This window comes from Butyrivibrio sp. ob235, from assembly GCF_900109475.1.
Taxonomy (GTDB): Bacteria; Bacillota; Clostridia; order Lachnospirales; family Lachnospiraceae; genus Butyrivibrio.
In genome coordinates this window covers 22,910-37,069 of the sequence record NZ_FOBE01000013.1, presented here as the reverse complement: position 1 = coordinate 37,069, position 14,160 = coordinate 22,910, and the positions used below count along the sequence as shown (strand labels likewise).

The 14,160-nt window shown below is 42.4% G+C and carries 11 protein-coding genes; 2 read left to right on the top strand and 9 right to left on the bottom strand.

The genetic code is table 11. The features are described from left to right. Positions 1-13 precede the first annotated feature (13 nt). From BMW61_RS10800 to BMW61_RS10790, 3 genes are all read right to left on the bottom strand, one after another. Positions 14-1,105 carry a PucR family transcriptional regulator gene (locus BMW61_RS10800; protein WP_091821751.1) on the bottom strand — a complete coding sequence of 364 codons (1,092 nt, stop codon included), beginning with the start codon at positions 1,103-1,105 and terminating at the stop codon, positions 14-16. 120 nt (positions 1,106-1,225) lie between these two features. Next, positions 1,226-2,827 (bottom strand): alpha-L-arabinofuranosidase C-terminal domain-containing protein, encoded by a 1,602-nt coding sequence (locus BMW61_RS10795; protein ID WP_091821747.1) that lies wholly within the window; start codon positions 2,825-2,827, stop codon positions 1,226-1,228. A 45-nt stretch (positions 2,828-2,872) separates the two neighbouring features. Next, complete coding sequence (locus BMW61_RS10790) at positions 2,873-4,483, bottom strand: ABC transporter substrate-binding protein (RefSeq protein ID WP_091821743.1); 1,611 nt, start codon at positions 4,481-4,483, stop codon at positions 2,873-2,875. A 104-nt stretch (positions 4,484-4,587) separates the two neighbouring features. On the opposite strand from BMW61_RS10790, the gene BMW61_RS10785 reads away from it, so the two are divergent. Further along, the gene (locus BMW61_RS10785) at positions 4,588-6,438 is read left to right on the top strand and encodes a sensor histidine kinase (RefSeq protein WP_091821742.1); all 1,851 of its coding nucleotides are present in this window, start codon (positions 4,588-4,590) and stop codon (positions 6,436-6,438) included. Beyond that, a complete protein-coding gene (locus BMW61_RS10780; RefSeq protein WP_026498715.1) occupies positions 6,416-7,150 on the top strand; it encodes a response regulator transcription factor in 735 nt (244 codons plus the stop codon). The genes BMW61_RS10785 and BMW61_RS10780 overlap by 23 nt, the downstream gene beginning before the upstream one ends. Before the next feature lie 15 nt (positions 7,151-7,165). Here the strand turns inward: BMW61_RS10780 and BMW61_RS10775 are convergent, their stop codons facing one another. From BMW61_RS10775 to BMW61_RS10750, 6 genes are all read right to left on the bottom strand, one after another. Next, positions 7,166-8,053 carry a carbohydrate ABC transporter permease gene (locus tag BMW61_RS10775; protein WP_022760949.1) on the bottom strand — a complete coding sequence of 296 codons (888 nt, stop codon included), beginning with the start codon at positions 8,051-8,053 and terminating at the stop codon, positions 7,166-7,168. An 18-nt stretch (positions 8,054-8,071) separates the two neighbouring features. Continuing rightward, a complete protein-coding gene (locus BMW61_RS10770) occupies positions 8,072-8,989 on the bottom strand; it encodes an ABC transporter permease (RefSeq protein WP_026498716.1) in 918 nt (305 codons plus the stop codon). Positions 8,990-9,082: 93 nt separating this feature from the next. Beyond that, positions 9,083-10,597, bottom strand: coding sequence for an ABC transporter substrate-binding protein (locus tag BMW61_RS10765; protein ID WP_026498717.1), 1,515 nt, complete (start codon positions 10,595-10,597; stop codon positions 9,083-9,085). A gap of 285 nt (positions 10,598-10,882) precedes the next feature. Continuing rightward, positions 10,883-11,992 carry an ABC transporter ATP-binding protein gene (locus tag BMW61_RS10760; RefSeq protein WP_022760946.1) on the bottom strand — a complete coding sequence of 370 codons (1,110 nt, stop codon included), beginning with the start codon at positions 11,990-11,992 and terminating at the stop codon, positions 10,883-10,885. Positions 11,993-12,295: 303 nt separating this feature from the next. After that, entirely contained in the window at positions 12,296-13,012 is a 717-nt protein-coding gene (locus BMW61_RS10755) for a YesL family protein (protein WP_022760945.1), read from the bottom strand. Positions 13,013-13,081: 69 nt separating this feature from the next. Then, positions 13,082-14,017, bottom strand: a complete 936-nt coding sequence (locus BMW61_RS10750) for an alpha/beta fold hydrolase (protein ID WP_022760944.1) — start codon at positions 14,015-14,017, stop codon at positions 13,082-13,084. Positions 14,018-14,160: the final 143 nt, after the last annotated feature.

Genomic DNA, 14,160 nt, shown 5'->3' with positions numbered 1-14,160 from the left:
ATTTTTGTGTCAATCAAAATCTTCCGGAATCCACATACTTCATATAGTTCAGCACCATCAGCGCAATCTTGAAGGTAAGCGCCTCATCAAAGGTTCTGATATCAAGTCCTGTAGCCTTCTCCAGCTTCTCAATTCTGTAAACAAGCGTATTTCTGTGCACAAACAGCTGTCTGGAGGTCTCAGACACATTCAGGTTATTCTCAAAGAACTTGTTGATTGTGTTAAGAGTTTCCTCATCAAGATTCTCGGGAATCTCGCGGTCTCCGAATATCTCATCTATGAAAACCTTGCACAGGTTTACGGGAAGCTGATAAATCAGTCTTCCGATGCCGAGCATGTTGTACGCAATTACTCGCTTTTCTGCGTAGAAAATCTTGCCGACATCGAGTGCCATCTTCGCTTCCTTATAGGATTTACTCAGATCCTTGATCTCGCCGACTATTGTGCCGTAGGATACACGAACATCAAGCATTGCCTCTGTGTTCATCATATCTACAATTGTTGTGGCAACACCGGCTATTTCCTCATAGGTTTCACCTGACTTAAGCGCCTTTATCAGAATAACACTGGTCTCGTCCACAGCTGTCACATAGTCTCCGCTTCCGCTGGTGTACATGCTTCCGAGCAGCTCAGCCGCGCCGCTGTCACGTCCTGCCTTTGTCTCAACAATGATTATTACTCTCGGCACACTGACATCGATTCTAAGTTTCTTTGCGCGGTTATAGATATCGATAAGAAGCAGATTATCAAGAAGCAGATTCTGGAAAAAGTTGTTCCTGTCATATTTTTCCTTATAAGCAACTATCAGATTCTGCAGCTGGCTTACACAGATTTTTCCGACCATATATGCATCTTCGCCCTGCCCCTTGGCAAGTAGGATATATGAAAGATCACCCTCATCCATAATCTTCAAAAGATGCATTCCGCCAATAACCTGAGAATCAACCTGTGATGCGGCAAAGTCCGAAATGAATGATCCCTCAAACTTCGGAGCTTCTGCAGTTGCAGCCACAACCTTTCCCTTCAAATCCATAACACTGAGCTGAACCCTCGTAATAGCAGAAAGTTCATCAATACTGTTTTGTATAATCTGCGCAGTAATCATTTATGCCTCCACCACTTTTCTTGTAGTACAGTTTTGCACATTTTGCCGTCCAAAAATCTAATCTACAATCATTTTACTTTTCAAAATAGCGGAGTTCAAGTGGTTTTATGGCTAGTTTCACTATACTTCTTTCACAAAACGGAACACATTCCAAGAGAGTGGCTTAAGCTCTGCTTTTACTGTCATCTCATTGCAGACAGTGTCTTTAGCCTCTGTGGGCGCGAGGTTTTTATCTGCCTCTTCATCCGGTGTTCTGTTTTCAGTGAACATCTCCGTATGACCTTCAAAGCGCATTCCTGTAAGTCCTGTTATATCCAATGTAAAGTCTGCACTATCTTCCCAATCACGGTTTATAACAAAAACTGTAAGTTCACCTGTCTCGGTATCATACGCTGCAGCACTGTCAATGAAGTCTACCTGATTCTGTTCATGGTATTTGTGCGTATCATCAAGCGCAAAGCTTTCCAGGTCATATTTCTCGCAATCGACAGCAGTTTGAAGCGATATTCCGTGACCATATTTCATGAGATCTGCATACGGATAATAAGCCGGGATCGTGAAGACATGATCATGATCACATCCTGCCGCAACACCAAGGCCTGAAGTCATACAACCTATCTTTACACGATCTGCATGGCGAAGCATCTCCATGATAACACCTGCATTTCCAAGCGCCATAAGCATTGGATCCATAGGCGGGAACGACCTCGAAGGCATATTGTCCGGATCGTGACGGACATACTTGCGCTCCGGATCAAAAGCGTAATGTGTACCGGGTTCTACGTAGCGCTCTCTTCCGAAATGAAGTTCCTTTTTAGGCAGAGGCATTACTCCGTACTCATCCAGGGACAGCTTCATAACCTTAGGGGAGTGCATGAGCGCCTGAACATAATCACACAGACCAATCTCTGTACGGATATAATCTTCGTAGTAACGAGAAGCGGCCATAAACTGCGCATAATTACCAATTTCCGCAGATTGATAATGATGCATGGAAATATAATCGACCGAGTTATAGCATTCCTTTAGGACTTGTAAATCCCAATCGGGAAAATGCGAAAGGTCCGGAGAGCTCGAGACACAGACTGCCGTTTCGATACTTCCATCAACCCATTTCATTGCCTTTGAGGTTTCATTTGCGAGAATTCCATACCCTCTGGGATCCTTCTCCCAGGAAGCAACCTGCCATGGTCCGTCCATTTCGTTTCCAAGGTACCATACTTTAACTCCGTATGGTTTCTCGTGACCATTCTTTTTGCGAAGCTCTGACCAATAAGTGCCGCCCTCATGGTTGGTATATTCAACGTTGTAGATAGCGTCATTTATGCCACCTGTGCCAAGGTTTATTGTATACATTGGCTCCAGGCCTACCTTTTCAGCCCACTGCAGATACTCGTCGTGTCCGACATCATTCGGATAATATTGATGCCACGCCAGGTCCAGATGCTCCTTCCGGTTTTCCTTAGGACCAATAGAATCTTTCCAGTCCCAGCCGGATACAAAATTCCCGCCCGGAAGGCGGACCGCCGGTACATCTGTCTTTTTCAATGCCTCGATCCAGTCTTTGCGAAATCCCTGCTCATCTGCAGTCGGATGCTTGGGGTTGTACATGTTTCCGTACACAATCGACCCGATGGGTTCCATGAATGCGCCGTAGATACGTTTCGAAATATTTCCTATCCTAAAATTAGGATTAACAGAAACTTTTGCCTTTTTAGCCATTTTCTTTTCCTTTCTATTCTCAATCATTAATTCCGTGATGACATTTCAATGATTTTTGTCATTTTCAGCCAACCACAAATCAAACTGTCTTTGCTTCTCTGCAATATATTCATCTAAACCGGCTTGTTTTAATTTTTCGTTAAATTCCGCCGTTCCTGAAACAGGATCCAGAAAGCCGTACAGAAGCTGATTTGAATACTCATCGTATATGTTTTGTAATGCCGCATATTCTGCGGTATATTGACTATTGTCAAAAGTAAATCCCAGGGCGATAGAGGTCTCTGCGTTCGCGTTAAATTCCATTATCTTTGAACCCAAATCCTGAGAATCACCGGCCCAGTAAGGGCATATATACTGATTGGGCATCTCCCAGTTCATAGTGTGATACCACTCTGCGTTTTGTATATTCACGCCCTCCGGAAAGTCAATGCTCCCATCCGGTTTTGTGACGTAATCTATACCCTCTTCCCCCCATACCAGCAGGGTAGATAGCTGTGGATCCGTGTATAGCTCGTTCATAAGCTGCACTGCAGCAATAGGATCCGGAGAAGCCTGATTAAGGCATGTAATTACGGATGTGATACCTGTAGACTTGATTATGTTCTGGCCTAAGCGAAACACAATCATTTCCCTTCCGCATTCGCCGGATATCTGGGACTTGTAACCCGGTTTTGACGGAGCGAGCATCGACATATAGTCTCCGGACTTAATCCTTGCGGAGCTGGAACTTTTATCGCTCAAAGCGTCCGGAGAGATAAAGCCCATCTGATTCCATCTGTGCATACGCTGGACCATATCCATCCACTCATCGCTCTCCATCAGGTTTGTGACTTTCCTGTCCTTTGTTGGATCCAAAAGAACACCGAACCAGTCATTTCCAATATTATCCACAATAGAACCCTGAGCAAAATGGTTGCCTGATACTGCAAAAACATACTTATCCGGAAATTCCTTGTGAAGCTTTTCATAAATTTTTTCTATCTCATCCCAGGTTGACTGAACTTCCTGGTTTTCGTCTTCCTCATATTCATAATCGATTGCATCAAGATATTCCTTGCCTATCACAATAGCAGCTGTAGTGATGGCATAATCTTTTACCGGAGGGATACCATACAGATGACCTGCATATTTACAGGCTTCCTGGTATTTTTCAGGGATAAGCTCCTCTATTCCCGGTCCATAAGTATAAAGTAAATCGTTCTCATTTAAGTCGTAGCAAAATCCATTATTTACACAGAGTGTATATCCAATGACATTTCCGCCGAACCAATCGATTTGTTCATCATTGTTTGTCAGCTTCAGATGAACATCCTGACCGTATGAAGAAAAATCCATCGCCAAAAGCTCTATCTCCAGACATAGCTTCTTACGCAGGATTTTATTCATTGCTTCCTGTATTCTCTCTATACCAATGGGGCTACCGGTCCAGGTATATATAGCATAAGTGACCTTTTGATACTCTCCTGTCTTCTCATACTCAGCTCTGCGATCTTCTATTGCCTTGCTGTATGCGGGAGACATGTTACTTTCAGTTGTTTCGGCAGATTCAGAAGCTGTAACTTCTTCTGCCCCGGTCTTGCTCCTGCCACATGCTATTTGAGTGACCGTAGTTAGTATAATCAGAAAAAAAGCTGCCCACCTCATTGTTCTTTTCATCCCAGAAACTTCTCCTTATCATGAAGCATTGTGCAGAATATATAATTATCTTGATATTTTTTTAGATAACCAGTATTATTTTAACAATAAAAGAAGGTGTGGATATGTACAATATGGAGGAGATTTGTCACTATTTTCATAATATTTTGCCGGGGTCAAAACGAAAGCATTCTCTGCTGCATCGGTTCGGTATATTGTTTTTAATGTCCATGCTCATCTTTACCACTCTTCTCGCGGCAGTTACGATGGTTATCTTTTTTAACCTGCGTGAATTCTCATATCGTTCTGTTCAAGATTCTCTTCGTTTTTACGACAACAGACTCGATGTTGAGCTCAGTCAGAATATCATGTTCCTCATCGACAACTGCTCATCTGATCCGGATATTATAAGGCTTCGTACTACCATGGATAGCAATGAGGAAGTTGGCTGCATGGCACGTATCCAGAACCGATTATCTACTCAGATTACACCACACTCCGTAATCAGGGGCTTTTACCTGTATTATCCCGATAAAGATGTATTTCTTCCGGTCTATAATACTGCCAATACAGGCACCAGTTCGGGCTATCCGTTCCCTTCTTTTATCAGATCACTTTTACAGGCGCACCTGAAAGACGACGGATCCGGCGCTTATCTTCCTCAAAACTGGTATTTTATTGAAGATCAGAACTGCCTTATCAGGACATTTAGAGTAGGCGGAATATACGGTGGCGCATGGATTGACCTAAACAACCTTCCAGGATTTGAAGAGTTTTTCGGAAATGATGCCATCCTACTGATTACAGACAGCTCCGGACAAGTGCTGTTTTCCGGTAATACCTTTGCAGCAAATGGCAATGCGAATGATTCCGGGAAAGAACCAAATCTCCCTGTTGAGAAATCTCTCTCCGGTCCTGTTACTGTAAGTATCCCGGGCATCGGAAAAAGGATCATTATCTCCTTTAGACAAAGCTTTTCAGATTACTGCTTTACCGTGCTGCTTCCTCAAAAGCAGTTTTTACAGGCTTTCCGATCTCTTTATTATCTTTTGGCACTTATTATCTTATGGGCTGTTTGCTTTTTTATATCCTATAGCCGCATGGGACGGATGATCATTGAGATCCCGACCAAATCTCTTATGGCAGTAACCAGGAACATCCGATCCGGAAATCTGGACACCAGAATCACTCCTTCAAATAACTATGAAGAGACAGTCCAGATTACAGATGCCTTTAATAAACTAATATCCGAGATAGGTAATCTAAGGATCAGTGTCTATGAAGAACAGCTCCAGGCTCGCGAGTTTGAATTGAAATCTCTGAAAAACCAGGTTGCTCCTCATTTCCTGATCAACTGTCTGAACACTGTGTTTATGTCAGCACAGGATCAGTCAAATCTGGAAGTGACAAATCAGATAATCTCTACACTATCCTCTCATCTGCGGTATACGCTTTCTGACAGGAATATTGTTCCGCTGTCTGAGGAACTTGAATATCTCGAAAATTACATACTGCTGACTCAGTACAGATTTCCCGAGACGTTGCAATATGAAAAGGAAATTGACCTTGATCTGCTGAATACAGAGGTGTTCCCGATGATTCTCCTCACTCTTACCGAGAATTCCATTAAGACGGGACTTATTATGGGCGAGCCTTTTCTTATCCGAGTCAAGGCGACAAAAAGGATTGAAAATAGCGAAACCTTTGTGTACCTTGAGCATACCGATTCCGGAAGCGGTCTGTCCGAAGAAAAGCTTGAAAAGTACAACCATATCCTGGAACATCCTGAAGTTACGGAGAAGGGAACCGGCATAGGACTCTATAATACCGCTATGCGCCTTAGACTCATTCTTGGATCCGAGGCAATGCTTAGCTTTGCAAACGCGGAAGGCATGGGTTTATGTGTTACAATACGCTTCCCTTACAAAAAATACTCGGAAAAGGAGAGTTTTCATGAATCTTCTGATAATAGATGACGAATACTATATTGTTCAAGGTCTTGTAGGTATGATAAATAAAGAAGAACTTGGATTTGACCATATCTTCACAGCCTATAGTGCGCAGCAAGGGATGACTATCCTAAAAAAAGAACAGGTTGATCTGATGCTGCTGGATATCGAGATGCCCAAGGAAACCGGGCTTGAACTACTTGAACAACTTAATGTTGAAGGACTTCAGCCAACAACAATTATATTATCCGGACATCAGCGTTTTGACTATGCCCAGGAAGCCATGCATTATCACTGCTTCAATTATCTGCTTAAACCCATTGGAAAACAGAACCTGAACCAGGAGCTATCCCGCGCCATGGCATTTTTGCGCCCGAAACAGGTAAACCCTGAAAGCGAAGCTGGTAACGGCATCAAAATCAACGACAGCAGTTTTGTCCACACAGTACGAAGATATATCCGCGACCATCTGTCGGACGCAGATTTAAACCGTGTCAAGATTGCTGATGCCATACACCTAAATCCCGATTATCTGTCATTTTGTTTTCATAAGGAATTTGAAACAACGCTTACAGCTTATATCAATTCAAAACGAATGGATCAAGCCAAATACCTACTAAAAAACACGACTATGAGCATTTCGGATATCGCAGAACAGGTTGGAATCCCCAATACTTCATATTTTTACAGGCAGTTCAAGAAAACAACGGGTCAAACTCCCCAACAATACCGCAAATAGCAGGTATTTTCCAGCTTACCCTTTTACTGCTCCGATTGTGATACCTTTTACGAAGTATCTCTGCAGGAAAGGATATATGATCATAATGGGAAGGATACCCATAACCGTCAATGCCATTCTTACAGAAGTTGAAGGCAGATCAGCCATGTTAACATTTCCACTACCGTTCTGAGCCTGCTGCCTGAGCTGATCCAGATTACGCTGAATCTTCATAAGCAGTACCTGAATACTGTAGAGTTTGTCATCATTGATATAATACAGACCATTCATCCAGTCATTCCAGTAAGCAAGTCCAACCAGGAGCCCGATTGTAGCGGTTATCGGCAGCGCCATAGGGAATACCACCTTGAAAAGGATTCCAAATTCACCTGCTCCGTCAACTCTTGCTGCATCAATAACTTCATCAGGAATATTGGTGGTGAAGTATGTACGCATCATAATGACGTTAAAAGGGCTCATAAGTAAGCCCGGAACAAGCAGCGCAATAACTGTATTTCGAATATGGAATGTCTGTGTCCACATCAAATATGCAGGAACCAGTCCTCCTGAGAAGAGCATTGTAAAGAATAGATAGAATGCAAAAATTTGTCTTCCGGGAAGCTCTTTTCTTGAAAGCGGATAAGCATATAGCAAAGTAACAAACAGGTTGGATAGAGTTCCTACAACTGTAACTGATATTGAAATCACATAACCACGTGCCACAGATCCGGATTGAACAAACAGATATTTATAAGCATATGTACTAAATTTTTCCGGAAAAAAACTATATCCGTTTGCTAACAAAGTTTGTTCATCTGTGAGTGATGACATGAGCATAAGAAAGAAAGGCGCAAGTGCACAGATAGCCAGAATGATCATCAGCGCATTTGCCAAGGTCTGAAATACTCTGTCTTTTTGTACCATGTTTCTAAAATCCTCCTATTAAAACAGCGAACTTTCGTTGTCTATTCTTCTGACTATAGCGTTAGCCGTTACTACCAGAACAAATCCAACAACGGACTGATAAAGGCCTGCTGCTGAGGACATTCCTACATTGTTATTCTGGATAAGTCCGCGGTATACGTAGGTATCAATTGTCTGCGTTACATTGATAAGCGGACCGGAGTTGAGCGGAACCTGATAGAAAAGACCGAAATCAGAACGGAAAATTCCGCCAAGAGCCATAAGTGTCAGTATGATAATTGTAGATTTCAAACCGGGCAATGTAACATGAACAATTTTCTGCCAACGATTAGCTCCATCCACAACAGCAGCTTCATAAAGTGTGCCGTCAATACCGCAGATGGTAGCATAATAGAGGATCATATTATATCCAAGGCCCTTCCAGATATTGATAAGAACCAGAATAACGGGCCAATATTTTGCAGTGTTATACCAGTCAATGGGCTCTTTTCCAAGCAGTTTGACTAGTGAGTTGTTGATGAAGCCATCACTGGTGCTCAGGAAAGCGTAAGCAAGATAACTGACTATGACCATTGAAATCAGGAAAGGAATCAGAATAATCGTCTGATATGCCTGCTTCGCTGTTTTGTTGCGGATCTCATTAAGAATGATCGCTGTTGCTACAGCCAGAATAGTTCCAAGTACAATAAATACGACATTATAAAGTACTGTGTTTCTGATCATTATCCATGCGTCTTTGGTTCTGGTGAGGAATTCGAAATTTTTAAATCCGCACCAGGGACTTCCATATACACCTTGCGCAGCATTATACTGCCTGAAGGCTATCTGTATTCCAAACATCGGAATATATGAATTTATAAAAAGATATACTACCCCGGGTATGAACATTAAATACATCGGCCAGAAGCGTTTTAATGTTTTCTTTGTCTTTTTCAACCTAACCCCATCCTCCTTCAAGTAATATTATCATGCAGGTGCCAAAATGATATTTGACACCTGCATTTTTTGTGTTAATTATTATTGGCAGAATTATTTGCTTGCAAGAAATGCATCAAGCTGTTTCTGCTTCTCGGCGATGATCTCATCGATGCCGGCTGCCTTAAGTTCGTCAATATACTTAGGAAGGTTTTCTTCAGGATCGATAGCGCCCCAAAGAAGCGCGGTCCTGTAAGAAGATACAACGTTGTTACAAGCTGTTACCTGGTTCATAACAGGTGAGCTGTCCCAAATGAATCCCATAGCAGGGCTAGGCTCGCCACTGTTGTTAAACTCGTTAAGCTTTGTCCAAAGATCGGGATCCTCAGCGCCTTCCCAAACTGGTGTAATCTGCTGATTAGGCCATGCCCAATCCATTGAAGAATAACCGGAAGCGTTCGGATCAACACCTTCAGGAGATGTGATCATCTTCTTGGTGTCATCAGTGTATACCCAGTGCTTACCTTCGATACCGTTGATGAACAGGTTAGAAATTTCAGGATCTGTATACATAAGGTTCCAAAGCTTCATAGCTTCTTCAGGATGCTTTGAGCTGTAAGGAATCATCCATGAGTTACCATTAGGAATTGCTGTATGCTTGATAGGTCCATGAATCTTCATGAAGTAAACTTCTTTGCCGTTGCCCTTGTAAACCTCAAGTTCCTTGCCGGGCTTCCAGTTCTCATACATTGCAAATCCATTGTTTGAAAGAAGAGCGTTCTCTGTAGTTGTTGTAGCATCAGGCATGATCAAACCTTCCTGATTCCACTGCCACATCATCTTACAGAAATCCTGGAAACTCTTTGTCTCTGCTTCGTCAACAACTGTTGTGCTGTCTTCGCGGCAATCCTCAAGGATACCAAGAGAATCTCCAAGCGGATCAGCGGGAATAGTTGTCTGCATACCACCCTGTGCCCATGTGGGAACAAGAGCATCCATCTCAGGATGAGCTTCGTGAACCTTTACAAGGATTTCGTGCATATCATCATAAGTGCCGTACTCAGGAACTGTGATACCAAGTTCGTCACAGATGTCCTTACGCATAGCAAATCCGGCTGCACGTGATGTATCTTTCTGGTTCGGAAGTGCATAGAGCACACCATCCTTTTTGCAGGCTTCAAGGTCATATTCGTTAATTACTCCCTTTGCTCCCTGTCCATATTTCTCTAAAAGATCATCAAGGGGATAAGCCCAATTATTATTAACTACAGTGTTAAACTGACCACTTATGTTGTTGTAGCACATAAGATCAATAGCTTCACCGGAGGTCAGAGCAAGGTTGATCTGTTCAGCATCCTGTCCACGAACGAGCTCAATCTCACAACCGATTTTCTCACGTGTGATCTTGTTAACAGCTTCAGCAACTTCGTTGCAGTCTTCAGTATCAGCATTACCATTTCCCCAAACTACGAGCTTGACATACTCGCCTGATCCGGAACCGTCCCCACTGGCCTGATCAGAATTTGTTCCGCCACCACCGGAAGTTCCTGCGCCACTTCCGCCACAAGCGGTAAGGCTAAGCACCAACGTTAGAGCAGATAGTAAAGCTACCAGTCTCTTTTTTTTCATTTTGTTACATCCTCCTACTTATTATTTTTTGCTACACTTTTGAATCGGCATAATGTACAAATAACATTCCCCTTTTGCCGTTTCTTTGTATTTATTTATACAATAAATGGTGAATATATAGTATGCACTTTTGTTCGTTTTTATTGTACATTTCTTATAGTAAATATTTATCTTCTAATTTTCGTTTATTCTATAAAGGTGTATACAAATAAAAAGAACTGAGCTATTACGCAAGCGTAATGCTCAGTTCTTTATTATTTGTGCATATACTGTTTATCACATAAATTAGTTTGTGATAACCTTCTCTGTCTCTTTGTCAAATACGTGAATCTTCTCAACGTCGAATGCGAACTTAACCTTGTCGCCGGGACGAGCTGTTGTACGAGAATCAACTCGTGCTGTTACAGGGAAGCCTGCAAGATCGAAGTACAGATAAACTTCTGCACCAAGAAGCTCGTATACGTTGATTGTAGACTCGAATACAGCCTTAGATGTGCTAACAACCATCTCGGAATCATCAACGTCCTCAGGACGGATACCGAATGTAACTGTCTTTCCAGCGTAGCCGCCATCGATAACCTTCTTAGCCTTAGCCGGAGGAAGCTCGATAGACTGACCAGCGATCTTAAGGCTAGCCTTGTCGCCTGAAACCTCAACCTCTGCATCAAGGAAGTTCATCTGAGGTGATCCCATGAATCCAGCAACGAAAAGGTTTGTAGGCTTGTCATAAAGGTTCTGAGGTGTATCAACCTGCTGAACAACACCGTCCTTCATAACTACGATTCTGGTACCAAGTGTCATAGCCTCGGTCTGATCGTGTGTAACGTAGATGATTGTGGTACCAAGTCTCTGGTGAAGCTTAGCGATCTCAGTTCTCATCTGAACACGGAGCTTAGCATCAAGGTTTGAAAGAGGCTCATCCATAAGGAATACCTTAGGATTACGAACGATAGCACGACCCATAGCAACACGCTGTCTCTGACCACCGGAAAGAGCCTTCGGCTTACGATCAAGAAGGTTTGTAAGATCAAGGATCTTAGCTGCATCCTTAACCATCTTGTCGATCTCAGCCTTCGGAACCTTACGAAGCTTAAGGCCGAATGCCATGTTATCATATACTGTCATATGAGGATAAAGAGCGTAGTTCTGGAATACCATTGCGATATCTCTGTCCTTAGGCTCTACATCGTTAACTACGCGATCACCGATCTTAAGTGTACCTGAAGAAATATCTTCAAGACCTGCGATCATACGAAGAGTTGTTGACTTACCACATCCTGAAGGTCCAACGAAGATGATGAATTCCTTGTCCTGGATATCAAGGTTGAAATTCTTAACAGCTTCGAACCCGTTAGGATAAACTTTGCATACATTTTCAAGTGTTAAACTTGCCATTTTCCTTTTCCTCCTCTGTGCAAATAAAAAGAGCGTCTCGCTCCTAACAAAAACAAGTATAGCCAAAGCGTTTTGCTTTGGCTATGCAACTATTATACAAAGATTTCCTTAATCGTTGTAAAAAATGCTTATTTATAATTTTTTTATAAATTGGTTATGACTATTTGCACAAATAAAGTAAAATCTTATGTGCAACTTGCCCCTCATCCGGTCCTTCGGACCACCTTCCCCCCAAGGGGAAGGCCATATACAAAAACGCCTTCCCCCTTTGGGGGAAGGTGTCGCGTAGCGACGGATGAGGGATCACTTCTTGTCCCTTGCCTCCTGCAATCTCTTGATTGCTGCCTGAAGCTCCTCGTCGTCCTCATCGTCAAGATGCATCTCATCATCCTTCGGAACCTCAACCTTGGGTTCAAATTTAAGGAACAATCCATTGTAAAGAACCGCCATAAGGAACCCCGGTCCTGTAAATCCGAACATCATCAAAATCGGTATGATTCTAAGTTCGAAGAAATACAAAAGTAACAGCGGAATAAGCGAAATAATTGCCATTGCAACTGTTCTGGGAAGTCCCAGGATCGCAAACATTACTGCATTTTTCAGTGTTCCCCTGACAGGGTTATCGAATCTTGCAAGCAGCGGGAATATGTACAGCGAAACCATATACAGAATAACGGTGATTCCAAACATTATATATGCATAAACCGGAGGAATGGCACCTGCATTATTATATATCCACCAAAAATCCATACCGATAATCGCTGAAATCGCAACGATAATTATCCAAATAATTGTTGCCTGTTTGAAATTCAGTTTGAAGGATTTCCAAAACCCTTTAAGTACATAAGTCTCTTCATTTCTTACTATTTTCAGAAGGACATAATGCATACCCGTAAGGGCTGCTCCACCCGTAAAGGGAACAAGTACAAACAACAAAACCGCAAAATTCAAAATCATGAGATCCGCTACTACATTCAGGACTCTCATAACAGGACTGTCTAAATCAAATATCTTTCCCATAAAATTACTCCTTTAAAATACAAAAAACGCCCAAGCACTACTATAACATGCTTGGGCGAAAATTGTATATTATTTTATTGTTTTCTTAATCCATTCAAGCTGATCTGAAAATACTTTTTCTCTTCCGATCTCCTGCTGAAGCTCATGTCTCATTCCGTCATAGAGCTTGATTTCAAGGTTCTGAAGGCCTATCTGATCCTTCCAGATTCCGTAGAGGTGTTCAACGCTCTTGCCATACTCTCCAACCGGATCTTCCTTACCTGCTGTGAGAAGAATCGGCAGCTTCTTCGGAATATCATCCATCTTGCCAAGATCCTGAACTCTTGAGAGAACCTCGAACAGTGTCTCAAAGCCGTTTACTGTGAATACGAAATTGTCCTTGGGATCATTTTCGTACTTCTTAACGCTCTCCTCATTATGTGAAAGCCAGTCAAACTTGGTCTTCGGGCTTGATATTCTGCTGTTGTAAGCCTTGAAAGCCATATTGTTAAGGAAGTTCGAGCGATGCTTCTCTCCAAAGAAAGCTCCGAGGATTGCACAAAGCGATTTACCTGATTTAATTGTTCCGGGTGACTGCCAGCCTGTGCCCTGAATAATCGCACCCTGGATACCCGTGCCGTATCTGGTAAGATACTCTCTTGCAACAAAGGAACCAAAGCTGTGTCCCAGAAGGATTACCGGTAGTCCCGGATACTCTTCCTGTGTCATCTTCTTAAGTCTGTGCGCATCACGAAGGATAACCGTCGCGGGATCGTTTTTACAAAAATATCCATAAGGCACTTTAGTTGAAACGGAATCGCCATGTCCAAGGTGATCGTTACCAATAACCATGACTCCGTTATTTGCCATATAATTAGCGAATTCGTCGTAACGGTCGATGTATTCCTGCATACCATGGATGATCTGTAAAATAGCTATGGGTTTCTCATCCGGAATCCATCTAATAGCATGAATAGTAGTCTCGCGGTCTCTAGATTTGTAAGTAAGTTCCTCTTTGCGTGCCATAAAAACCCCCTTATATGCATACAGAATATACCTTCTAGGGATATTTTACCACAATATCGTAAATCCGTATTCTTAAAAATTCGTTAAATTGATAATTTTTTATAAAAAAATGAAAGCCTGTCTCTATTTTGAAACAGGCCTTT

Coding starts and splice junctions, on each gene's coding strand:
- BMW61_RS10760 (WP_022760946.1), bottom strand. CDS start 11,992: ATGGCAAGTTTAACACTTGAAAATGTATGCAAAGTTTATCCTAACGGG.
- BMW61_RS10785 (WP_091821742.1), top strand. CDS start 4,588: ATGTACAATATGGAGGAGATTTGTCACTATTTTCATAATATTTTGCCG.
- BMW61_RS10790 (WP_091821743.1), bottom strand. CDS start 4,483: ATGAAAAGAACAATGAGGTGGGCAGCTTTTTTTCTGATTATACTAACT.
- BMW61_RS10750 (WP_022760944.1), bottom strand. CDS start 14,017: ATGGCACGCAAAGAGGAACTTACTTACAAATCTAGAGACCGCGAGACT.
- BMW61_RS10795 (WP_091821747.1), bottom strand. CDS start 2,827: ATGGCTAAAAAGGCAAAAGTTTCTGTTAATCCTAATTTTAGGATAGGA.
- BMW61_RS10775 (WP_022760949.1), bottom strand. CDS start 8,053: ATGGTACAAAAAGACAGAGTATTTCAGACCTTGGCAAATGCGCTGATG.
- BMW61_RS10765 (WP_026498717.1), bottom strand. CDS start 10,597: ATGAAAAAAAAGAGACTGGTAGCTTTACTATCTGCTCTAACGTTGGTG.
- BMW61_RS10780 (WP_026498715.1), top strand. CDS start 6,416: ATGAATCTTCTGATAATAGATGACGAATACTATATTGTTCAAGGTCTT.
- BMW61_RS10800 (WP_091821751.1), bottom strand. CDS start 1,105: ATGATTACTGCGCAGATTATACAAAACAGTATTGATGAACTTTCTGCT.
- BMW61_RS10755 (WP_022760945.1), bottom strand. CDS start 13,012: ATGGGAAAGATATTTGATTTAGACAGTCCTGTTATGAGAGTCCTGAAT.